This window comes from Odoribacter splanchnicus DSM 20712 (assembly GCF_000190535.1).
Classification (GTDB): domain Bacteria; phylum Bacteroidota; class Bacteroidia; order Bacteroidales; family Marinifilaceae; genus Odoribacter; species Odoribacter splanchnicus.
This window is the reverse complement of the sequence record NC_015160.1, coordinates 816510-837906: the sequence shown is the minus strand read 5'-3', so window position 1 is coordinate 837906 and position 21397 is coordinate 816510. Positions and strand designations below refer to the sequence as shown.

At 41.5% G+C, this 21397-nt stretch carries 23 protein-coding genes and 1 pseudogene; 12 read left to right on the top strand and 12 right to left on the bottom strand.

Annotated features, from left to right (window positions below; genetic code table 11):
- Nucleotides 1–18: 18 nt before the first annotated feature.
- Both ODOSP_RS03495 and ODOSP_RS03490 read left to right on the top strand, forming a co-directional pair.
- Entirely contained in the window at nt 19–738 is a 720-nt protein-coding gene (locus tag ODOSP_RS03495; protein WP_013611027.1) for an SAM-dependent methyltransferase, read from the top strand.
- A 57-nt stretch (nt 739–795) separates the two neighbouring features.
- A complete protein-coding gene (locus ODOSP_RS03490) occupies nt 796–1857 on the top strand; it encodes a class I fructose-bisphosphate aldolase (RefSeq protein WP_013611026.1) in 1062 nt (353 codons plus the stop codon).
- Between the two features lie 142 nt (nt 1858–1999).
- On the opposite strand, the gene gpmA is transcribed toward ODOSP_RS03490, so the two are convergent.
- The 3 genes from gpmA to ODOSP_RS03475 form a co-directional block, all read right to left on the bottom strand.
- On the bottom strand, nt 2000–2746 hold the full coding sequence (gene gpmA / locus ODOSP_RS03485; protein ID WP_013611025.1) for a 2,3-diphosphoglycerate-dependent phosphoglycerate mutase: 747 nt from the start codon (nt 2744–2746) through the stop codon (nt 2000–2002).
- Nucleotides 2747–2837: 91 nt separating this feature from the next.
- Nucleotides 2838–3389 carry a ferritin family protein gene (locus ODOSP_RS03480; protein ID WP_013611024.1) on the bottom strand — a complete coding sequence of 184 codons (552 nt, stop codon included), beginning with the start codon at nt 3387–3389 and terminating at the stop codon, nt 2838–2840.
- 41 nt (nt 3390–3430) lie between these two features.
- Complete coding sequence (locus ODOSP_RS03475; RefSeq protein WP_013611023.1) at nt 3431–3856, bottom strand: Fur family transcriptional regulator; 426 nt, start codon at nt 3854–3856, stop codon at nt 3431–3433.
- 159 nt (nt 3857–4015) lie between these two features.
- On the opposite strand from ODOSP_RS03475, the gene ODOSP_RS03470 reads away from it, so the two are divergent.
- The 4 genes from ODOSP_RS03470 to ODOSP_RS03455 all read left to right on the top strand — a co-directional run bounded on the left by ODOSP_RS03470 (nt 4016) and on the right by ODOSP_RS03455 (nt 7992).
- A complete protein-coding gene (locus tag ODOSP_RS03470) occupies nt 4016–4324 on the top strand; it encodes a hypothetical protein (RefSeq protein WP_147347663.1) in 309 nt (102 codons plus the stop codon).
- Between the two features lie 61 nt (nt 4325–4385).
- Complete coding sequence (locus ODOSP_RS03465) at nt 4386–6515, top strand: TonB-dependent receptor (protein ID WP_013611022.1); 2130 nt, start codon at nt 4386–4388, stop codon at nt 6513–6515.
- A 17-nt stretch (nt 6516–6532) separates the two neighbouring features.
- A complete protein-coding gene (locus tag ODOSP_RS03460) occupies nt 6533–7222 on the top strand; it encodes a hypothetical protein (protein WP_013611021.1) in 690 nt (229 codons plus the stop codon).
- A gap of 128 nt (nt 7223–7350) precedes the next feature.
- On the top strand, nt 7351–7992 hold the full coding sequence (locus ODOSP_RS03455) for a superoxide dismutase (protein ID WP_013611020.1): 642 nt from the start codon (nt 7351–7353) through the stop codon (nt 7990–7992).
- Nucleotides 7993–8050: 58 nt separating this feature from the next.
- Here ODOSP_RS03455 and ODOSP_RS03450 read toward each other — a convergent pair whose 3' ends face one another.
- Genes ODOSP_RS03450 through ODOSP_RS03425 form a run of 6 tightly spaced genes read right to left on the bottom strand, consistent with a single transcriptional unit; the run spans nt 8051 to nt 13688 of the window.
- Complete coding sequence (locus ODOSP_RS03450) at nt 8051–10204, bottom strand: S46 family peptidase (protein WP_013611019.1); 2154 nt, start codon at nt 10202–10204, stop codon at nt 8051–8053.
- Nucleotides 10205–10233: 29 nt separating this feature from the next.
- A complete protein-coding gene (locus tag ODOSP_RS03445) occupies nt 10234–10809 on the bottom strand; it encodes a Maf family nucleotide pyrophosphatase (RefSeq protein ID WP_013611018.1) in 576 nt (191 codons plus the stop codon).
- A 26-nt stretch (nt 10810–10835) separates the two neighbouring features.
- Nucleotides 10836–11789, bottom strand: coding sequence for a geranylgeranylglycerol-phosphate geranylgeranyltransferase (locus ODOSP_RS03440; RefSeq protein ID WP_013611017.1), 954 nt, complete (start codon nt 11787–11789; stop codon nt 10836–10838).
- 38 nt (nt 11790–11827) lie between these two features.
- On the bottom strand, nt 11828–12361 hold the full coding sequence (locus ODOSP_RS03435) for a KdsC family phosphatase (RefSeq protein ID WP_013611016.1): 534 nt from the start codon (nt 12359–12361) through the stop codon (nt 11828–11830).
- A 12-nt stretch (nt 12362–12373) separates the two neighbouring features.
- Complete coding sequence (locus tag ODOSP_RS03430) at nt 12374–13207, bottom strand: Rossmann-like and DUF2520 domain-containing protein (RefSeq protein ID WP_013611015.1); 834 nt, start codon at nt 13205–13207, stop codon at nt 12374–12376.
- Nucleotides 13197–13688, bottom strand: coding sequence for a hypothetical protein (locus ODOSP_RS03425; RefSeq protein WP_013611014.1), 492 nt, complete (start codon nt 13686–13688; stop codon nt 13197–13199). The genes ODOSP_RS03430 and ODOSP_RS03425 overlap by 11 nt, the downstream gene beginning before the upstream one ends.
- A gap of 101 nt (nt 13689–13789) precedes the next feature.
- Here ODOSP_RS03425 and ODOSP_RS03420 point away from each other — a divergent pair, with 101 nt between their 5' ends.
- From ODOSP_RS03420 to buk, 3 genes are all read left to right on the top strand, one after another.
- Nucleotides 13790–14575: an aminotransferase class IV gene (locus ODOSP_RS03420; protein ID WP_013611013.1), complete on the top strand. Its 786-nt coding sequence runs from the start codon at nt 13790–13792 to the stop codon at nt 14573–14575.
- Nucleotides 14576–14725: 150 nt separating this feature from the next.
- Nucleotides 14726–16069: a serine hydrolase domain-containing protein gene (locus tag ODOSP_RS03415; RefSeq protein WP_013611012.1), complete on the top strand. Its 1344-nt coding sequence runs from the start codon at nt 14726–14728 to the stop codon at nt 16067–16069.
- Nucleotides 16070–16172: 103 nt separating this feature from the next.
- Complete coding sequence (gene buk / locus ODOSP_RS03410) at nt 16173–17243, top strand: butyrate kinase (protein WP_013611011.1); 1071 nt, start codon at nt 16173–16175, stop codon at nt 17241–17243.
- Nucleotides 17244–17321: 78 nt separating this feature from the next.
- Here buk and ODOSP_RS03405 read toward each other — a convergent pair whose 3' ends face one another.
- Complete coding sequence (locus tag ODOSP_RS03405; RefSeq protein WP_013611010.1) at nt 17322–18089, bottom strand: YaaA family protein; 768 nt, start codon at nt 18087–18089, stop codon at nt 17322–17324.
- 243 nt (nt 18090–18332) lie between these two features.
- Here ODOSP_RS03405 and ODOSP_RS03400 point away from each other — a divergent pair, with 243 nt between their 5' ends.
- Entirely contained in the window at nt 18333–18653 is a 321-nt protein-coding gene (locus tag ODOSP_RS03400; protein ID WP_013611009.1) for an RNA recognition motif domain-containing protein, read from the top strand.
- Nucleotides 18654–19021: 368 nt separating this feature from the next.
- The gene (locus ODOSP_RS03395) at nt 19022–19579 is read left to right on the top strand and encodes an RNA polymerase sigma factor (RefSeq protein WP_013611008.1); all 558 of its coding nucleotides are present in this window, start codon (nt 19022–19024) and stop codon (nt 19577–19579) included.
- Between the two features lie 131 nt (nt 19580–19710).
- On the opposite strand, the gene ODOSP_RS03390 is transcribed toward ODOSP_RS03395, so the two are convergent.
- Both ODOSP_RS03390 and ODOSP_RS20135 read right to left on the bottom strand, forming a co-directional pair.
- Complete coding sequence (locus tag ODOSP_RS03390) at nt 19711–20247, bottom strand: permease (protein ID WP_228026250.1); 537 nt, start codon at nt 20245–20247, stop codon at nt 19711–19713.
- Between the two features lie 9 nt (nt 20248–20256).
- Nucleotides 20257–20430, bottom strand: coding sequence for a hypothetical protein (locus tag ODOSP_RS20135; RefSeq protein WP_228026187.1), 174 nt, complete (start codon nt 20428–20430; stop codon nt 20257–20259).
- Between the two features lie 283 nt (nt 20431–20713).
- Here ODOSP_RS20135 and ODOSP_RS03385 point away from each other — a divergent pair.
- Nucleotides 20714–21217 (top strand): annotated as a pseudogene (locus ODOSP_RS03385) (transposase); the annotation flags it as partial.
- Nucleotides 21218–21397 lie beyond the last annotated feature (180 nt).

The following is a 21397-nucleotide window of genomic DNA, read 5'->3' as shown; positions in this document are numbered from 1 at the left end:
CGATTTCTGAATTTTAATATGGGAAAATTATTTCTGATTCCCAATACGTTGGGAGATTCAAATATCCATGGGGTGTTACCTTCCGAAGTGATCGCCCGCATTAAAAATATAAAAATATTCGCCAGCGAAAACCCCAAAAATACCCGTCGTTTCTTGAAACAGATCGATAAATCGATTGTTTTGGAGGAATTGACTTTTTTGGAATTAAACGAACATTCGGATCGCAAAGCAGTCGAAGCTTGTTTGCCTTACCTGGAGAAAGAGGATGTCGGTATTATTTCAGAGGCCGGTTGTCCGGGAATCGCAGATCCCGGAGCAGAATTGGTCGCTTTAGCCCATCGGAAAGCGATTCAAGTTGTGCCGCTGGTCGGTCCATCGTCGATTTTGTTGGCTTTAATCGCTTCGGGCTGTAACGGCCAGCATTTTTCATTTAACGGTTATCTGCCCGTAAAGAGCCCCGAAAGAAATAAAGCCTTAAAAAATTTTGAACGCCAGTCACAAGCTGAAAACCGAACCCAGATTTTTATCGAAACCCCTTACCGGAATCTGAAGCTTTTTGAAGAAATGCTTCAAGTATTACATCCTCAAACTTTACTTTCGATAGCTTGTGATATTACTACTGAAAATGAATATATCAGAACAATGTCTATTCAGGATTGGAAGAAACAGAAACCGGATATCAATAAACGGCCGGCGATCTTTCTGATCTATGCTTCTGCCGGAATTAAAACCCGCTGACCGGAAACAACCTGCAAAAAATACCGTAAACCGAATATGAACTAAAATATTTCGTTTATGGAAAAATCTATCAGAATCGCCCAGATTCTTGGCGATAAGCAAGAATATTATTTAGGACATTCTTGTAAAACGATCGACAAATCACTTCTCTACACTCCAGGGCCTGATGTTATTGAAAAGGTTTGGATGAATAGCGACCGGAATCTCCCGACCCTGAATAATATGCGGAGATTGTTGATGCAGGGAAGATTGGCCAATACCGGATATGTATCCATTTTGCCGGTAGATCAGGGGGTCGAACACACGGCAGGGGCTTCTTTCGCTCCTAATCCGCTGTATTTCGATCCGGAAAACATCGTTAAACTAGCTATTGAAGGAGGATGTAATGCCGTTGTTTCTACTTTCGGAGTTTTGGGGAGTGTCGCCCGGAAGTATGCCCATAAAATACCGTTTGTAGTAAAAATCAATCACAACGAACTTCTTAGTTATCCCAATTCATACGACCAGATTTTATTCGGTCAGGTCAAAGAAGCCTGGGATATGGGAGCCATCGGAATCGGTGCGACTATTTATTTCGGTTCACCGGAAAGTCGCAGACAACTGGTCGAAATTGCGAAAATATTCGGTCAGGCGCATGAATTAGGTATGTTTACCATTTTATGGTGTTATCTGCGGAATCCGGCATTCAAAAAATTCGGTAAGGATTATCATGTTGCAGCCGATCTGACCGGGCAGGCAAATCATCTGGGCGTGAGTATAGAAGCAGATATCATAAAACAGAAACTTCCCGAGAACAACGGTGGTTTTTCTGCCTTGAATTATTCTAAATCCGATCAACGGATGTACACTGAATTAACCTCCGAACATCCGATCGATCTATGCCGCTATCAAGTGGCTAATTGTTATATGGGACGTATCGGCCTGATCAATTCGGGCGGGGAATCCCACGGGGAAAGTGACTTAAAAGAAGCTGTCATCACCGCTGTAGTCAATAAAAGAGCCGGCGGTATGGGCTTGATTTCAGGCCGAAAAGCCTTCCAAAAACCAATGGCTGAAGGAGTTCAATTATTACATGCCATACAGGATGTCTATCTGGATTCCCATATTAAACTGGCTTAAATATTAGAAATGGACAGATTTTCAATTTATAAATTCCTTGGATCCTACAGGACTGGCACTTTATTTCCGATCGGTCACACCAGCGACCGTAGAGACACGTCTATAGGGTCCAGGGAATTGAGGAACTTTAAACAAAAAAGATTCACTTTTTTTGTCCTTGTTTGGCTACTGCTTCCATCAATTTCTTAATTTCTTCGGGATCTCCCAGAAAATAGTCGTTGATCAGGCGAAGGTCATTGTCGAAATCAAAAACATAAGGTACGGCTGTAGGAAGGTTCAAACCGACGATATCTTCATCGGAAATATTTTTCAGGTATTTAATGATTCCTCTCAAGCTGTTTCCGTGCGCAGTAACCAAAATTTGATCGATATGTGTCAATGAAGGAAATATTTCTTCTTTCCAATAAGGTAAGATACGTTCGACAGTATCTTTCAAAGATTCTGTTTCAGGCAATAAGGCTGGCGGTACATCTTTATATCTGGGATCGAATCGGGGATTCCGTGGATCTTCCGGTGATAAAGCCGGGGCCGGAATATCATAACTTCGCCGCCAGATCAATACTTGTTCGTCACCGTATCGGGCAGCAGTCGTACTTTTATTGAGTCCTTGCAGAGCCCCGTAATGTTTTTCGTTCAGCCGCCAGTTTTTCTCTACCGGAATCCAATCCTGGTCTAAACGGTCGAGTACATAATTCTGTGTTTTAATGGCTCTTTTCAGATAAGAAGTATAGGCTTTGTCGAATACAAATCCCTTTTCTTTCAGTAAATCTCCGGCTTTGATGGCTTCTTGAATCCCTTTGGGAGATAAATCGACATCCGTCCAGCCGGTAAATTTATTTTCCTGATTCCACAGACTTTCTCCGTGGCGTAATAAAACGATCCTTTTCATCCTATTTCGATTTAATGTTTCTAAATCATACGATGCAAGGCCCGTCAGAGTTTTATATCCCGCAGGTAAAGCTTACCCGCGGGATGTGGGATTATTTTTTGAAATATCTGTTGTACAGACCTTCAAACCCTTTTCCATGACGGGCTTCGTCTTTACACATTTCATGAACGGTATCGTGGATAGCATCCAGGTTGAGTTTTTTAGCCAGCGTAGCGATTCTCTTCTTGTCTTCACAAGCACCGGCTTCAGCTTCCATTCTTTTTTTCAGGTTGGTCTCGGTATCCCAGACACATTCGCCGAGCAACTCACAAAATTTAGCTGCATGTTCTGCTTCTTCCCAGGCATAACGCTTGAAAGCTTCCGCCACTTCCGGATAACCTTCCCGGTCTGCCTGACGACTCATAGCCAAATACATCCCTACTTCGGTACATTCTCCAGTGAAATGAGCTTTCAGTCCTTCTAAAACTTCAGCATCTACTCCTTTAGCTACACCGATCACATGTTCGTCTGCAAAAGTTAAAGCACCTTCGGTTTCAACCAATTCTTTGAATTTACTTCTTGGAACTTTACACTGAGGACAGAATTCAGGAGCTTCTTCACCTTCATAAACATAACCACATACCGTACAGATAAACTTTTTCATAACGTCTTGATTTTATTGATTAATATAATTTAAAGGGGTTACTACCCTGCCGTTTTATTTCTACAAGCTTTACAATATCCTTTATAATAAAGATGGGTTTCCGTGACATACAAATCCCCGATCTGTTTGGTATTTAATAATCCTATTTTTTCAACCGGAATATCGAACACCCGATTACACGCACAACACTGGAAATGAGCATGACAGGAAGTATCGATGTCGAACCGAACATTTTTATCGTCGATAACCAGTGGAAGTACCGCTCCTTGCTCGGCAAACAGACGCATCGTATTGTATACCGTCGTTTTAGACAAAGTAGGTACTTGGATACACAATGCATGATATATATCGTCGGCAGTAGGATGAATACGGTTTTCCATCAGATATTCTACAATAGCTATCCGTTGCAAAGAAGGTTTAATCCCACACTTTTCCAAATAATCCCGTGCATTGATATTTGTATTCATTGTTAAATTGTAATCATTACAAATTTATAACGAATACAAAATTACAACTTTTTAGTAAAAAACAAAAATTTCAATGTTTTTTAGAGGAAAAAATTAATCTGCTATTTTTACTCTATCCTTCCATTTTATTTGTAGTTTTGTAACATGTTTTTTCTGGGAATGTCAGCACACCTATTTATTTACCTGCTGGTTCCGGCCTTTTTGATCGTGTGTTTTTATTTCAGAGGCGCTGCAGGTAGTCCGGAAGTCGATCCAATACTCCCGGAAGCTGTTGTGTATCAACAAACCGGAACATCTTCTTTTGAAAAGGCTTACTTTTATCAGGTTGAAAAACAAGAACAAGAAACTTATTCCAAGGCAGAGGTATTCTGTGACTGCAAGCCGGATCTTCCGTTATTTCAATCCGTTTTTTACCTCTCTCCTGCCCTTACCCACCTGCTTTTACGGGCACCTCCTGCAACTGTTTAAACTTATTTATTCGGCTGCCCGAATTTTACCAACATCGTTTTTTAATTAAAAAAAATTCAATATGCGTTTTATTTTTTGCATTATTGGTGTATTACTATATAGTGGACTTTCTGCGCAACAAATGTCCGTTTTATCGACGGATTCCACCTACAATATAGTAAGAGAATTACAAGAAGTAGTCGTTACCGCCGAAAAGAGAGAACTGAATCCAGGTGATATTCCGACCGCTTTAACGGTCATTACCCCCCGTTCTATTCCCGGAGAGAACAATCCGGATTTACGGAATATTTCCGGAATAGTTCCTAATTTTTATATGCAGGAAGGAGGGTTAAAATTATCAACTCCCCTCTATATCCGCGGTATCGGTACTGTTTCGGGTACCCCACCTGTCGGACTTTATGTAGACGGTGTACCCGTATTCGATAAGAACGCCTTTGTCTTCGATTTATACGACATCCGGCAAATCGAAGTGCTGCGCGGACCTCAAACGACCTTGTACGGGCGTAATAGTATCAACGGTTTGATCAATATAAACACCAATCCCCCGTCGGATGTATTCGCTGCACAGGTAAAAATAGGATATTCCAGTTACCGGTCACAAAATTATAATTTAGTCCTGAACCTTCCCTGGAAACGTTTATATAATAAATTGTCTTTCTCGTACAATAAGTCTGAAGGCTATTTCAAAAATCACTATGAACAAGACCGGAAATCCAATCCTTCGGACTCCTATAATATTCGTTATCAGGGGAATGTATTTACGAAAAATAACTGGAAAATTGGCTTCGGTATAAACTTCAACCATTCCTTCGACGGAGGTTATGCCTATGCTGCGATCGATTCGTTGAAAGTACATCGCTATACGGTAAATTACAATATACCTTCTTCTTATAAGCGCGACCTGCTTTCTTCCTATCTGAATTTGAAAAAGAAATGGCAAAGACTTGCTTTTAATACGGTCACTTCTTATTCCCGGACGCAGGACAGACAGATGCTCGATGCAGATTTTACTTATCTGGATGTATTCGATAACGGTAAAAAATCCAGGCAGAACTTACTGACTCAGGAGTTCAATATCCAGTCGAATGAAAACCGGCATGTCGATTGGACTGCCGGGGCTTTCGGTTTTTATAAAGATCTGACGAATCGTTATCTGGCGACCTTTGGGGAAGACAAGGCTTATTTATTGCCCATGGCTTTGGATAACGCTAAGTACCATAATAATACGGTAACCTGGGGAATAGCCGGATACGGTCAGGTAACCCTAAAGGAAATATGGCCGGGTATGTCCCTGACGGCAGGTTTGCGGTATGATTACGAAAAATCGGAATTGAACTACCGGGATAGTTTGTTGTTCAGTGGACAACAACAATATACAAGTTACCACGATTCGAAGGAAGATAAAGGTTTTAAAACCTGGTTACCCAAGTTTTCACTTTTACAGAGATGGAACGATAACCTGTCTTTATATTTGAGTGTTTCTAAAGGCTATAAAGCCGGGGGCTACAACATTATCGTCAATGAGATGAGCTCACAGGTGGTCGATCTCCGCTATGATGAAGAGAAACTTTGGAATTATGAGATCGGTATGAAATATTTCAGTTCCGATTATAAATTCAATCTGAATGCTGCTCTGTTCTACATCGATTGGAAAGACCAGCAGATCTTCGTCATGGGAATGATGGGACCTGGCATAAAGAATGCCGGTGATGCTCATAGTCTGGGAGGTGAAATGGATTTGCGCTGGGAATTTTTGCCTAATCTCACTTATATACTATCGGCCGGATATAGCCATGCTGAATATTACCACAATCTGGATAAATCCCATGAAGGCAATCGGATCGTCATGGCTCCTGAGTTTACAGGCAATACGGGTTTCATTTACCAGAAAGCGGTTAAAACTTCCTGTTTTCGTTCATTTGCCGCTTCAACGACTGTGACTGGATTCGGGACACAATATTTCGATGAAGCCAATCTGCTGAAACAAAAACCTTATTTTTTGTGGAATCTGGATCTTTCTATTTCGGGTAAATACGCCGATTTTAGGATATGGGGGAAGAACATACTGGATAAAGCTTTCTTTACTTATATGCTGAACAATCCTGTCGGTCAAAAATTACCGATCTATAACGATATGGGACAATCCGGAGCCCCTGCCCGCTTCGGTGCTTCTGTTACTTTTAAAATTTAATTATTAAAACTTTGAATATGAAAACATTAATCTCTTTATTCCTGATAAGCTTTGTTGCGTTTTGCACGATATCCTGTAACGACGACGATAAGGATACACCCGATCTGGCCAATAGATACGGGGCATACGAAAAACCCCATTTTGCATTCGAGTATGCCAGCGATACCATTCGTATCGGCATGAAACCGTATTATGAAAAGAAAATCGCTGTGACAGAGTTTAAAGCTATGTTCAATGCCATGGCAACCGAAAAAATGGGAGCCTATTTCAAGGGAATCCAGTTTAAAGAAAATAAGCAGCTGATCATTTCAGCCCGGATGAAAGATGGTGACGTGTACAATCTCCCCGGAACCTACGAGTTATCGGGTAATTATTTGCAGATTACTTTAGACAAAGAGGTCATGGCGCATCTGATGGGAGATAAAGCGGCCAATATTCCTGCTATCAGTTTCAAGTACGATATCCGGGGAAAACAGATGACGATGTATTTCGATAAAGTTTACCTTCAGGTGATTTATTCCATGATGGAAAATCAGATTGCCGCTATGATCGTCGATATGATGGAAATAGATTTCAGCCAGATGCCGGAAGGCATGGAAGCCATGATTATGAAAGAGGTAAAAAATCAGCTGGGAGAAATTTTGACACAAATCCGTAAAATAGAAATCGGCTTTGTACTTATGTTGGATGAGTTGGATTATGCATAACAGATGATTACAAATACAAAAAAAACGGTTGAATGAGTATTTCAACCGTTTTTTTTGTATTACTTTAGAAACATTGAATTTTATCGTTACGTATTAATACTAATATCAACTATCAAATCTTATTTATTATGAATACAGAATCTTGTCATTGCGGTTTGCTTTCATGCAAAGAAGTTAACACCAGAGATAAAGACAATAAGTTTACCCTTCAACCTCTGCCCTACGCAGAAAATAGTCTGGAACCTTACATCAGCGAAAAGACGGTCAAATTCCATTATGGTAAACATTTGGCTGCTTATATCGACAATACCAACAAATTGAAGGCCGGAACTCAATTCGACGATCAGCCGATCCATGAAATCATCAAGAAAGCGTCCGGCGGTTTATTCAATAATGCAGCTCAGGTTTTTAATCATTATTTTTATTTCGAAGCCCTGCACCATTCCGGAGTACAGGCTCCCCGAGGCAAATTAAGCAATCTGCTGGAAAAAAATTTCGGCAGTTTCGAGGATTTCAAGGAAAAATTCACCCAAGCCGGAACGGCTCTCTTCGGATCAGGCTGGGTATGGTTGGTACAGGAAGATGATAAATTAGAGATTTGGCCGGCTCCGAATGCCGAAAATCCATTGAAAAACGGTAAATATCCCTTGTTAACCATGGATGTCTGGGAGCATGCTTACTACCTCGACACACAAAATGCAAGAGCAAAATACATTGAAAATTTCTGGCAAATAGTCAACTGGGAAGTTGTAGAGAAAAGAGTAAAATAAAAAACAGAACTAAAAAAACGCTCATCTGCCCCAAAGCTTAGACAGATGAGCGTTTTTTTTAATCGGTAACAATGACCATCTCGTCGATCAGATGACTGGCTCCGGCTAATTTATCGATGATAAAAAGGACATAGCGGATATCCACCGAAATGTTCCGGCATATTTCAGCGTCATATTGCATATCCGACATCACGCCATCCCAAGCCCGGTCGAAGTTCAGACCGATCAAGTGGCCTTCGGCATTTAAAACCGGACTACCGGAATTTCCACCGGTAGTATGATTGGTGGCTATAAAACAAACCGGAATTTCTCCGTTTTGGGTATAATTTCCGAAATCTTGATTCTGATAAATCTCTCTCAACCGTTGCGGAACATTATAATCATAGATTTCAGGATTATCTTTTTCCATAATCCCATTTAAAGTCGTATAATGTTTGTAATAAACCGCATCACATGGCGAATAGCCCTGTACTTTTCCGTAAGCGACCCTCAGTGTAGAGTTGGCGTCTGCATAAAAGGTTTTATCCGGCTGCATTTCCATCAAACCGGCAAGCCAAATTTGATTTAAGCGGGTAATTTCTTTTTCTATTTTAGCTAATTCGGGAAATATATTTTGCGCATAAAAAGTATTCATCGAAAGCGATAGACGGTAAGCCGGATCTTTCTCTAACTTTTTATAGGTATCCGGAGTAGCTTGCGCGATGAGTTTCATCGTATTTTCCTGATCTGCAAGTATAGATTTAGAGAAAAGCGTCTGTACATAAGCTTCGATGCCTTTTTTCCGGTTAGCCAGTTGCACTTCTTCCGGAATCCAGTCCGGAGTCAGGTTCTGATTATAAAGCCGCAACATCTCCACCAGGATTTTCTGATCGGTAGCTGCATCATAATCCTTATAAAACTCCTCAGCTTCTGCTTTCAGTTGCTCTTTGGCTTCCTCTAGCTTTTCGGCAGAAACGTTCAGTTTTTTATAAATATCGGCTGCCCAGCCAACGATCTCGGCACCTCGTTTACCGGCTTCATTAAGATAAGAAGCGGCCAGTATCAGGTCTTTTCTCTTCTGATAGAGTTCCTTGTACTGATTCAGTAAGCTATTGTATTCTTTTTTATCTGCAGCCCATTGTAGAAATTCTTTTTCCTGCTGTTGTTTCAAGGCAATCGTATTGAATCTTTTCAGCCCTTTGGTTTCTCCCTGCCACTTTTTCCAGGCATTCGCAACACTGGCAGCTTTGGAAGCATATTTGATCCGCAGCAATTCATCCGATTCCATGGCGTCGTTGATGATATTCAATTTTGCCGTACGGATAGCTATCTTATGCGGATTTTCTATGTTCTGAAGCTGTTCTATCGCATAAGAAGTCAGGTATTCATTAGTAGTCCCGGGATATCCGAAAACCATCGTAAAATCTCCTTCCTGTACCCCTTTATTGGAAATTTTGAAGAAAGTCGCCGGACGGTAGGGTTTGTTGTCGGCCGAATAAGCCGCAGGTTCATTATTCGCATCGGCATAGATACGCAATACCGAAAAATCTCCGGTATGTCTCGGCCACATCCAGTTGTCGGTATCTCCTCCGAATTTACCGATAGCCGATGGTGGTGCGCCTACTAAACGAACGTCTTTGTAAATTTTAAATACCGACATAAAATATTGATTCCCATTAAAATATGGCTTAATATTCGCCATTAGGTTAGTCCCTTTGACTGCTTCTGCTTCCAATTGTTTACAAATGGAGGTAATCTTTGCATTCTTTTCTTGTTCGGTCATTTCCGGAGATAATTGTGCCTTCACTTTTTCAGTCACATCCTCCATGCGGACTAAAATAGAAGCTGTCACTCCCGGATTAGCCAATTCCTCTGCTTTGGTCTTAGCCCAAAAACCATCTCTCAGATAGTTGTGTTCCAAACTACTGTGGTTCTGAATCATGTCGAAGGAACAATGGTGATTGGTTACTACCAGTCCTTCGTTGCTGATGATTTCACCGGTACAAAAATGAAAAAAAGGCTGCCCTTCCCGACCCAGACCGATAACGGCATCTTTTAAAGAGGCTTTATTAATATCGTAAATATCTTCTGCGGTCAGTTTGAACCCCTCTTTTTGCATGTCTTCGATATTGTATTTCTTCAACAACATGGGAATCCACATGCCTTCGTCGGCATAACAACCTATCCAGCTCATCCATAAAGCCAGAACTAAAAACAGAGCTTTTTTCTTCATAGATTTGGTTTTATTGTTTATAATTTATGTTATGATTTCTTCGGAAAACGTCTCAAAGCTTCGTACAGTTGTTGAACCGGTAGTCCCATGACATTATAAAAAGAACCTTCTATTCTTTCAATCCCGATGTAACCGATCCATTCCTGTATTCCATAAGCACCTGCCTTATCGAAAGGTTTATAGGTATCTACATAACAGGTAATTTCCTGATCCGACAAAGTTTTGAAATAGACGTCCGTATAGGCAGAAAAGGAACGGTGTTCCTGAAGCGTGGTCAGACACACTCCGGTGATAACCTGATGTTTTCTTCCCGATAATCGATGTAGCATTTCGATTGCATGTTCCCGGTTTTCAGGCTTGCCGAGTATCTTCGCATCCAAGCAGACCACGGTATCGGCTGTAATCAATAACTCACCTTCTTTCAGTTCCCCGTCGAACGCTTTGGCTTTCAAACCAGCCAGATATTCCGGAACCTCCTCTACGGCCAATCCCTCAGGCCAGATTTCTTCCGTATGTTTTAGTCTTACTTCAAACTTAAATCCGGCATCACACATCAACTGATGCCGTCTTGGAGAAGCCGAAGCCAATATTAATTTATATTCCATAGATCTTATTTTTATTATCCGATCGTTCAATCTGCAAAAATAAGGAGAAAGAAATGTCTTAAAAATACACTGACACCCAAACACAATACCATAATCAGACGAATCAGCCACAATTGGAAGCGTCTTTTCCGCTTACCGCTCAAGATGGAGATGATATATATCCCATAAGGAAGCAACAAAGCGAAGATGATGTAAATCAGTATGGCTAAAGAAGCTGAGAATTCGACGAAATAGGCCAGCACAGCCGAAATCATAGCTACACCTGCTAAAGCGGTAATAATTCCTTCTGCCGCCCTGATTCCCAACTTTACAGGAATGGTATGATTCCCGTTTTCCCGGTCTCCTTCTACCGTGTATATATCCTTATTGATCTCATACATCAAAGTATTCAAAAAGATAAACCAGGCGAATCCAAATACCCAATCGAACATGTATAAAAAATTCGTTCCGGTTTCGATGAGGAGTTCTGCATAAGCCATATTCAATAACGGAATTTCGTAAACGATAGCACTGATTGGAATCAAAGAAGCCAGTATACCCACCAACAAATTTCCCGTCAAAAAATATTTCTTGTAAGTAGAAGAATAGAACCAAAGGATTCCGGATACCAACAGGAACAGGATTCCGATTTTCCAGACTCCCACGGCAAATCCCAGATAAAAGGCGATAGAAACGGCAAACAGGTTAAGTACAGTATGTAACGATATGGCCACTCTCCGGCTAATGCTTTTTCCTACAACGACCTTTTTAATTCCTGAAATCCGATCGCTTTTGGTATCGAAATAATCGTTGATCACATAAGCCCCCGATATCAGACAGCATACGGCAACAACGAGCAGAAAAAACGCCCACCCGGTCATTTGTAAAGCCAATCCATTGATATCCAGCATCGGCCGAATGACCAGATAACGCATGGCATACATCGTCAGAGCTGCAAAAGCAATTGTACGAATCCGTATTAACCGAAGTATCTCATACATACTTACTTATTATTATATAAATAAACTTTTTCTTCAATTTACATGCTTTTTACATAACAGTTGGTATCCATCCAATCTCCCTTCGCTTTCAGCACCTGGGAAATAACATCTCTTACACATCCGTCTCCTCCAGTGATATCAGAAATATACCTGGCAACCGATTTGATTTCCTCGCAAGCATCCAGCGGGCAAACCGGTAATCCGACTTGGGTCATCACTTTATAATCCGGAATGTCGTCGCCCATATACATAATGGCTTCTTTGTCCAGTGAATAACGTTGTTCGATTTCTGCTAAAGCCTCTGTTTTATTAGCGACTTTGAGATAAATATCCTCCGGTCTGACTCCTAATTTCTCCAAACGTTCGCGTACGCCCGGTGCCCCACCTCCCGAAATAACGGCAATGATATACCCTTTCCGGATAGCGTACATAATGGCATATCCGTCTTTCGTACAGGAAGTTCTTATCAATTCTCCGTCCGGTGTGAGATTTTGGGATTGATGTGACAATACTCCGTCGACATCGAATACAAAAGCCCGTATTTTTTTAAGTTCGTCTTTAAAAAATTTCATTTTCTATTTTGATTACCACAAAGTTAACATTAAAGGTTTATTATCGCTCTCCGCTTTCTGTTCGGCAGACTTCAATACGGAAGCACGGATAGAATCAGAAAGTTGGGTATACAAATTTAATAATTTCCGGTTATCTTTCAGCATCGCCTTATGCATACCCAGGATCGACTCATCTCCCCGGCGGGCAGGACCTGTCTGGGCATTTTCGGGAGTCATCAGCATGACTTTGTGAGCCGTTTCAAAAATCAAAGGGCGTAATAAACTGAAATCCAATCCTTCCTGTTCCAAAATCTGCCCGGCAATACCGTATAAATGATTGACGAAATTATTGGCAAAGACTGCAGCCAAGTGCAAAGTTTTCCTTTTCTCTGAAGAAATTTCCTCTACTCTCACCGACAAGAGTCTTGTCAATCCCCGGAGCACTTCCAGAACCTCCGGATTCGAAGCCTCGATACACAAGGGGATCTCTTTAAAATCCAGATCCCTCTTTTTGGTAAAAGTCTGTAAAGGATACAAAACTCCGTAATAAGTGACATAGGGCTTAAAAATATCCATGGGCAAACTGCCGGACGTATGCAGGATTATAGCCTCTTTATTGATCCGGATACTCTTGAACAGTGAGAGTAATGCATCGTCACTTACACAAAAAATATAAATATCCCCATCCGGATAGATACCGAAAAGATCAGCAGTATAAGTAATACCGGTTTTCCTGCCTAATTCCCGGGCCGATTCGATACTCCGGCTATAAATCTGACACAAATTCAACCCTGCTTTCAATAAGGCAGGAGCTAAATGATGAGCGACATTCCCTGCTCCGATCAATATGATCCGTTTATCCTTCATTCTCAAATGCTATATTTTTCGGTTTTATCCGGCCTTCCTTCAAATGATTCACCAAACGCCGGCAAGCCTGACAAATATCCTGATAAAACACGTCGGCTATTAAAACTAATTTTCCTCCGGAATACTGTAAATGCTGATAACGACCGGCAGGATCTGCATGGTTTAAAAGCAACAAATCCCCTCCTGGAATAAATGTATGTGTCATTTGGTTGCGCAATTTATCATATAAATAAAGCTTATCGTTCAACAAACGATATCTTCCTCCGAACAACCGGTTTACACTATTTGAAAACCGACGGGAAGACTGTCCTTTCGCTTTCATCGGTTTATTGTCCAGAAAGCCGCCCAATACCTCGATCGCCTGTCCCATCAATACAAATGGCATATAAGAAATTTCTATTTCCTGCATTTTACCCAGCTCCCGGATAATCACCTCTTCCAGGAACAGCTCGATCTGTTGTATTTGTAAGCTATTCTCCATAAATGTGCCCAAAATTACGCCAAATTATTGAGAAACGGAAATAGGTATTTTGTATCTTTGTAAAAACTTATAAGAATAAACGATTTGAATATTGTAAAGCCATGATTTTACAGAATAACCTTGTTACATCAGAGGCCGGATTTTCAGAAAAAATATTTGAAAAGGGCCTGAGCATATACGAAGTGATCCGGATTTTTAAAGGGAATCCCATCTTCTTAAAAGATAATCTCTTAAGATTGGATAATTCACTAAAAAAATCAAACATCGATATTCATGTGGAAGATTTAAACCTACCGGATAAATTGCAGCATTTTATCCGGCTGGAAAACATGACCGAAGGTAATCTGAAATACGTACTGCATTTTACATCGGGCAAACCGGATGAATATATTTTCCAAATTCCGCATGCTTATCCCACTTCCGAAGATTATAAACAAGGAGTTCCGACCCTGACTTATTCCGCCATGCGTGAAAATCCCGGTGTAAAATACATCAATACGGATTTACGGACACGTACGAACCGACTGATAAAACAAAAACAGGTGTACGAGGTCTTATTGGTCGATAAAGAAGGATATATCACAGAAGGTTCCCGTTCCAATGTGTTCTTTATCGGGGACAATGTCATCTTTACTGCCCCTTTAGAGTATGTTCTTCCCGGCACAAGCCGGAAAAGAGTATTCGATATTTGCCATAAACATCGGTTTCCGATCATTGAAAAGCGTATTCCTGTCTCTGAATTAGCCCGGTATGATGCTGCTTTTCTGTCCGGGACTTCTCCTCTAATTTTGCCAATCAACCGAATCGATGAACTTCGTTTCGATCCCGGATTACCATTATTACAAGAACTGATGAAATATTATTTCAGATTGCTTGAAGAGTGTTAAAGCCACTTTTAGGTAATATTAAGAAGTTTTTATTCCCCAAAAGTTTTATAAAAGTCATCTTTTTTATAATATTGCAAAATAATGGTATTAAAACTCGTTCGATGAGCATCTTGTGTATGAGATCCGCTCATTACAACATTAAAATAAGTAATGAAATATATTATATTGATACTGGTCGCCGGACTGATTATTTTTGTAAAGCCCTGGAGAATGAGTCTGGAAGAGAGTATATTTTCCCCGGCTGAAGATACGACCTTGTTATCTTCAACCTTTTCCTCCGATTCGCTTATGCTTTTCCCTGCAAATCAAGTTATTAATAACAATGACTCTGAATTGGACATCACCTTGAAATTCGATCGGATAATCCGAAAATTTATGCAAAAATGGGAAATTAAGGGAGCTTCTTTTGCTTTGATGAAGGACGATCGTTTGATTTATAGTAAAGGATATGGCTTTGCCGATGAAGAAGAAAACGTCCCCATGGATGTCATGCATGTTTTCCGGATAGCTTCTATCTCCAAGTTAATTACTGCCGTGGCTATCATGAAGTTGCAGGAAGAAGGTAAACTGACTTTACAGGATCGGGTTTTCGGTCCCGAGGGAATTTTAAACGATACCATTTTTTCAGATATAAAAGACCCCCGTACGACTAAAATCACCGTCGAAAATTTATTACGTCATCAGGGAGGATTTTCTATTGCCTACGGTGACCCCATGTTTTGTCCGGTTGAGATTGCCAGGAAAATGCAGGTACCTCCTCCTGCCGATCTGAATACGATGATACGATTCGTGCTTTCCCGAAGATTGGGATTTACTCCCGGTTCCGGAGCCCGCTATTCCAATATCGGTTACGGCATCTTATCTAAAGTGATAGAAAAGGTCTCGGGTGAAGATTACGAACTTTATGTAAAAAGACATATCTTGCGTCCTGCCGGTTGTTTCGACATGCATTTAGGTAAAAATCTGTATGATGATAAATTGCCTAATGAGGTAAAATATTATGAAGTTTCCAATGCAGAACAGATTCAGGCTTGTGATGGAAGCGGAAAATTGGTTGCACGTAGTAATGGTGGCAATAATATTGAAGAACTCTACGGTGCAGGTGGTTGGGTCGCTTCTCCAGCCGAACTTTTACGTTTCCTGGCAGTCATCGATAAAGATCCGGGTATCCCCGATCTGCTGAGTGATGCGTCGATCGACTACATGACCCAGGAAGTTCCCAGTGCCTACCCCATCGGTTGGATAGAGACGACTAGCCGGGGAGAATGGTTTCGTAGCGGTACATTAGCAGGTACCAGTGCATTGATGAAAAAGCAAAAAGACGGTTATTCGTGGGTATTCCTGACCAACACCAGCAGCTGGAAGGGCTCGCGTTTCCCTCATTACATCGACAATGCGGTAAGACAAGCTATGGCTTCTGTCCATTCATGGCCCGAACGCGATTTGTTTGAAATGCAACGATTCGATCATGAAAAACTTCTGGTTATTCGCTAATATCCTAAAATTAATATAAAATTGCTGCTTTTCTTTGAGTTTTGATTTCATTTTACAACTTTTGTAGTAAAATAATTAATAATCTAAACTCAACAGTGAAAGTATGTCATTTCAAATTTTAACCATCAATCCGGGATCGACCTCTACAAAAATTGCGATTTTTGAAGATGAAAAAGAGATCTTTTCCAAAACACTCCGTCATACAGCCGAGGAACTGAGTCCTTATGCAACCGTCGCTTCACAATTCCAATTCCGGAAGAATATCATTTTATCCGAATTGCAGCAAGCAGGTTGGGACATTCACGGCTTTCATGCAATCGTTGGCAGAGGCGGTTTAGTTAAACCGATCGAATCGGGAATCTATGAGGTAAATGATGCCTTGGCTCATGATCTGGAGTATCCGGTAATGGGAGAGCATGCTTCGAATTTGGGAGGATTGATCGCCCGGGATATCGTACGTGAAATGCATAACGGAACTAAAGCCTATATCGCAGACCCGGTTGTTGTGGATGAACTGGATCCGATCGCCCGGCTTTCCGGTCACCCTGCCCTTTCCAGGGTATCTATTTTCCATGCTTTGAATCAGAAAGTCATTGCACGAACCTATGCACGGGAAGTCGGGAAAAAATACGAAGAAATGAACCTGATCGTCGCCCATATGGGAGGTGGAGTCTCGGTCGGTGCACATTGTTGCGGACGTGTCGTCGATGTCAATAATGCCCTGGACGGAGACGGTCCCTTCTCCCCTGAACGCTCGGGAGGTCTTCCGACAGGTGCTTTGGTCGAATTGTGTTTTAGTGGAAAATCAAAGGCCGAAGTCAAGAAAATGCTGAAAGGGAACGGCGGAGTCGTTGCTTATTTGGGAACGAACGATATGCGGCTGGTGGAAGAGAAAGCACCGGTAGATGCAGAATATGGTATGATTCAGGATGCCATGTGTTACCAGATCGGGAAAGAAATCGGAGCTATGGCAGCTGTGTTGAAAGGGAAAGTTGATGCTATTTTACTGACCGGAGGTATTGCTTATGGCAAACCCATCACCGATTATATTACCCGTATGGTCGGCTTTATCGCCCCCGTGAAGGTTTATCCGGGAGAGGATGAAATGCGGGCTTTGGCTATGAATGGCCTGATGGTGTTACGTGGAGAAATGCAGGCAAAAACTTATGCCTGATTTTAGTTCCGATTTTAGGTTTTAAATAACTGCTAAGCTTCGATAGCCGTTTGTTTAAAATCTAAAATCGGCTTTTTCTTATCTGGCTCGGGTAAAAATATATCTTTCTGTATCCGAGATCTCTTTATTAAACTGAAATCCCTCCCACTCGAACCGGATTATTTCTTCCGGAGTTTCGAGACGATGAAGCAAAATATAACGGGTCATCGCTCCCCTGGCTTGTTTGGCATAAGTACGAATCGTTTCATATTTTCCATTCCGCCATTCCTGAAATTCCGGAGTTATCACTCTCACTTGTGCCCGGAGTTCTTTCTCATCGAAAGCTCCCCATACATCCAAACTGGCCAGATTGATCAATATTCCACCCGAACGCTTCACATCGCCGATCAGGGGAGCTGTTAGTTTGGGAAGCCAATATTCATACAAATTTTTCAGGTTCAGCCCTTTCAATTTTAACGTATATGCAAGCCGGTAAGCTTTTATCAGATCCAACGGGCGGAGTAAACCATACAGCACAGAAACAATCCGCAGGTGGTCCTGAATGTAGCCGAGATCGGCCACTGGAATCGTGTCGGTTTGCATGGTTTTGAACACACTCCCGTTATAGGCAAAAAGGGCTTGTTTCATTGGCGTGTCCGCCTGATCGAATTTTTGATAACGGTTGTAATTTTCCTCTGCCAGAGATTTGCTGACTTTCAGTAATTTCTGCAATTCTTCAACACCATATTGTTGCATTTTTCCAACCAACAGATCGGCATCTTGCTGAAATAAAGGCCAAGTAAACGGATAAGTATCTCCCAAAGTTTTCATATCCATAGTTTTGGCCGGCGAAAGGATAATGAGCATAAATTTCGATTTTAACTAACAAAAAATTTCCAATAAATTCATATTGGGTAAAGTTATGGATTTTTCACGGATAATAATTCGTTGTATTTAAAATAATAGCTTATCTTTGCGAGGTATTTGAGAATTGAATCAGTTTGTATTTAAAGCGACTTGCCTTCATGTATAATGTATCGTTAAGTAGACTTTCCTTCAGCTATCAACCTCATTTCGAATTTATTTTTAGACAATAAAGTTTTATACTTAATGAACATTTACATTTCAAATTTAAGTTATGCCGTAAATGATGGCGACTTAAAAGATTTATTTGGGGAATATGGAGAAATTTCCTCTGCAAAGGTAATTACTGATCGTGAAACCGGTAGATCACGTGGCTTTGGTTTCGTAGAAATGGCTGACGATGCACAAGGACAAAAAGCTATCGACGAACTGAATCAGGCTGAATATGATGGAAAAGTAATCAACGTAACTGTAGCTCGTCCTAGAACAGAACGTCCTGCAGGAAATCGTGGCGGTTTCCACCGTAACAACAACTTCAACGGTGAACGCAAAGAAAGAAGATACTAAAGTTGTGGAGGCTGTCTCATTCTGAAGTTCAGCCTCTTTTTTCAACTCATAAATAGTCTTTGCTTTTATTTTCATATTTGTCGTTTTCATTTTTTTTCTATCCTGTTTAAATTCTGTTTCCACTTTTTTTATATCACAAAGCTCGGAGCTTTTAGCTCCCTCATTACTTTGAAGGTTTCTGATCCGATGGGTTTGGCTTTGATTTCCCCGAAAGCTACATAAACCGAAATAAATTCTCCGGAACAAAGAGGATGAGACCGATTATCGTTGGAAGTATCAGTTTTAAAAATTATCTTTGTTTTCGAGGATATTCCTAAAAATGTGAAATTTCAGAGATATCAGAGACAGGTTTTAGCTAATTTTACTTCATGATCCAACATGCTTCGATAGACGACAGTACTCTTTTCGAACGTATTACCCGGCATGATGCCGAGGCTTTCGGAATCGTTATGCGGCGTTATGCAGGTGCACTCTATGCTTTTGCATTCAGGATCGTGGGAGATACGTTGGCTGCCGAAGATATTGTACAGGAAGTATTTATCAACCTTTGGGAAAAAAGACGGAAACTATCCCCCGGCCCATCCCTACGTAATTTTCTGTATCTCGCCGTTCGTAATCTATCCCTGAACCACCTTCGGATGCAGAAAAACCATCTTGCCCAAACCAATGCTTATCTGTTTGAACAAAAGGCAGGGCTTTGGGTGATAGAAGAAGAAAGATACCGGCTGCTTTCTGAGGCGATCAAACAACTTCCTCCACGTACAGCCACCGTAATCGGCTATTCCTGCGACGGCTTGTCGCAAGAAGAAATCGCCCGTAAGATGGGAATTACAGTTGCTACCGTAAAATTGCTGAAATCACACGGTATTCAAAAATTGAAAAAGATCCTCGGGCCTTTATCTTTTTTACTTGTGATGATGAAGTAGTTTTTTGGGGCAAGGCCAGAAAAAGTCCGGCTTCCCCCATCAGGAGCTTGCGAAGTGACACGAAGCAGGAAGGAAGTAACGCAGCCCGGTATTTTAAAGTTTATAAATTCTGTAGCCCCTGCGGTACCTTCTTAACGGAACCTCCGATCCCGATCAGCCGTTTCTGCACGTATGTAAAGCGGAATACCCAGTACAGCTGCAACAGGGATGGCAAAGACATTGTCCGGTCCAGCGATTTTCAGTACGAAATCCTGTGGCATGTATCCATAAATGCCTGCACCGAGGGCGACACCAATCAACAAGTATCCCATGATAGGACGCAGGCTTCCCCAAGCACTGGAGAACGCTTCCTTCAGCTTTCGTTTTAGCGGCCATGCCCGTTTATTTTCTCCCGGTTCATCGTTCCCGCCTTTCAACCGGACATTCTTGACATATTTCTGCATCCCTGCTTTTTCAAGCACAAAACCGAACAATACCGAGGCTATAAACGCAAGGATAAAATAGGTTATCATTGCCTTTACACCGACCATCGCTCCGAGCATACCGATGATGATAGGATTAAGCAACGGTGAGGCAATCAGGAACGACATCGTACTGCCGAAAGGTACACCGGCATTGAGGAACCCGACGGTCATCGGGATGGTGGAACAGGCGCAGAACGGTGTCAGCGCACCGAATCAGGCTGCCATCACATTACCAAAAATGCCGCGTCCCGAAAGCCATTTCTTGATTTTTTCCTGCAGGATGTACATCAGGATGATTTCCACTGCCGCACTGATCAGCATGAACAGCGCAATCAGCTCAAACGTGATGAATACAAAGTATTCCAATGTTACAATTAAAGAGTTCATGTATGAATGATTTTATGAATTAAAAACTAAATCAGATTATTGAATTATTTGTCATTTTCAAAAGTTAATTTCCGCAACAACTATTAGATGGATTACGCTCTGTTTCCGATGGACAGCACGTCGCCGGCTGGGGCGAGCCGCAACAAGAAGACGGTTCTTCTGCGTTATCACTGTTTTCGATGTTTCCGCAGCAGCCTGAAGGAGTTATTTCCGTTTGTGATTGTGTAGAACAGCACCCCGAAGAAGTTGTTTCCCCTCTTCTGCCGACAAAAAGCAGTGCGGCTACTATCATTGCATTGTAAGAGGCAAGGAAACAAAGTCCGTCGAGTTCGGTGCGAAGGTCAACAACATACAGATAGACGGCATATCGTTCATCGAACACCTCTCGTTCAAGGCTTTCAACGAAGGTATACGCCTGAAGGACTGTATCCGCATGCAGCAGAAGCTCATGAATGTGAGGGTAAGATGCGTGGCTGCCGATTCCATATATGCCAATAATGCCAACAGAAAGTTCTGTACAAAATATGGAATATCCACATCCTTTGTACGCAAGGGAAGGGCGGCCAGGGATGAATCCTTGAGAAAGGTTCTCAGAAGTGAACTCTCCAAAGAAAGGGCCACCAGGCTTGAAGGCAGCTTCGGCACTCAAAAGCAACATTACTCACTCTCAAGGATAAAGGCACGGAACAGGAAGACGGAAATCCTTTGGATTTTCTTTGGAATACATACGGCAAATGCCATACTGATGATAGATAAGGTCAGGAACAGAGCGCTGAAAGCAGCATGATATGATTTTAACGAAAAAATCAGAAGAGGTCGTCAGACTTCTTCCGGAACGTCATGTCCTGCCTATAAGAGTATATGGGAAAATACAGAAAAATGACAATAAAAATGACATATGAAGTGATTATACTGGGGCATCTTCATATGCCATTGTATTTTATAGGGACATTTACTGAATATTCCC

Excerpts from the sequence above, each read along its gene's own strand:
- ODOSP_RS03495 (WP_013611027.1), top strand. The coding sequence starts at position 19 with ATGGGAAAATTATTTCTGATTCCCAATACGTTGGGAGATTCAAATATC.
- ODOSP_RS03490 (WP_013611026.1), top strand. The coding sequence starts at position 796 with ATGGAAAAATCTATCAGAATCGCCCAGATTCTTGGCGATAAGCAAGAA.
- gpmA (WP_013611025.1), bottom strand. The coding sequence starts at position 2,746 with ATGAAAAGGATCGTTTTATTACGCCACGGAGAAAGTCTGTGGAATCAG.
- ODOSP_RS03480 (WP_013611024.1), bottom strand. The coding sequence starts at position 3,389 with ATGAAAAAGTTTATCTGTACGGTATGTGGTTATGTTTATGAAGGTGAA.
- ODOSP_RS03475 (WP_013611023.1), bottom strand. The coding sequence starts at position 3,856 with ATGAATACAAATATCAATGCACGGGATTATTTGGAAAAGTGTGGGATT.
- ODOSP_RS03470 (WP_147347663.1), top strand. The coding sequence starts at position 4,016 with ATGTCAGCACACCTATTTATTTACCTGCTGGTTCCGGCCTTTTTGATC.
- ODOSP_RS03465 (WP_013611022.1), top strand. The coding sequence starts at position 4,386 with ATGCGTTTTATTTTTTGCATTATTGGTGTATTACTATATAGTGGACTT.
- ODOSP_RS03460 (WP_013611021.1), top strand. The coding sequence starts at position 6,533 with ATGAAAACATTAATCTCTTTATTCCTGATAAGCTTTGTTGCGTTTTGC.
- ODOSP_RS03455 (WP_013611020.1), top strand. The coding sequence starts at position 7,351 with ATGAATACAGAATCTTGTCATTGCGGTTTGCTTTCATGCAAAGAAGTT.
- ODOSP_RS03450 (WP_013611019.1), bottom strand. The coding sequence starts at position 10,204 with ATGAAGAAAAAAGCTCTGTTTTTAGTTCTGGCTTTATGGATGAGCTGG.
- ODOSP_RS03445 (WP_013611018.1), bottom strand. The coding sequence starts at position 10,809 with ATGGAATATAAATTAATATTGGCTTCGGCTTCTCCAAGACGGCATCAG.
- ODOSP_RS03440 (WP_013611017.1), bottom strand. The coding sequence starts at position 11,789 with ATGTATGAGATACTTCGGTTAATACGGATTCGTACAATTGCTTTTGCA.
- ODOSP_RS03435 (WP_013611016.1), bottom strand. The coding sequence starts at position 12,361 with ATGAAATTTTTTAAAGACGAACTTAAAAAAATACGGGCTTTTGTATTC.
- ODOSP_RS03430 (WP_013611015.1), bottom strand. The coding sequence starts at position 13,207 with ATGAAGGATAAACGGATCATATTGATCGGAGCAGGGAATGTCGCTCAT.
- ODOSP_RS03425 (WP_013611014.1), bottom strand. The coding sequence starts at position 13,688 with ATGGAGAATAGCTTACAAATACAACAGATCGAGCTGTTCCTGGAAGAG.
- ODOSP_RS03420 (WP_013611013.1), top strand. The coding sequence starts at position 13,790 with ATGATTTTACAGAATAACCTTGTTACATCAGAGGCCGGATTTTCAGAA.
- ODOSP_RS03415 (WP_013611012.1), top strand. The coding sequence starts at position 14,726 with ATGAAATATATTATATTGATACTGGTCGCCGGACTGATTATTTTTGTA.
- buk (WP_013611011.1), top strand. The coding sequence starts at position 16,173 with ATGTCATTTCAAATTTTAACCATCAATCCGGGATCGACCTCTACAAAA.
- ODOSP_RS03405 (WP_013611010.1), bottom strand. The coding sequence starts at position 18,089 with ATGCTCATTATCCTTTCGCCGGCCAAAACTATGGATATGAAAACTTTG.
- ODOSP_RS03400 (WP_013611009.1), top strand. The coding sequence starts at position 18,333 with ATGAACATTTACATTTCAAATTTAAGTTATGCCGTAAATGATGGCGAC.
- ODOSP_RS03395 (WP_013611008.1), top strand. The coding sequence starts at position 19,022 with ATGATCCAACATGCTTCGATAGACGACAGTACTCTTTTCGAACGTATT.
- ODOSP_RS20135 (WP_228026187.1), bottom strand. The coding sequence starts at position 20,430 with ATGAACTCTTTAATTGTAACATTGGAATACTTTGTATTCATCACGTTT.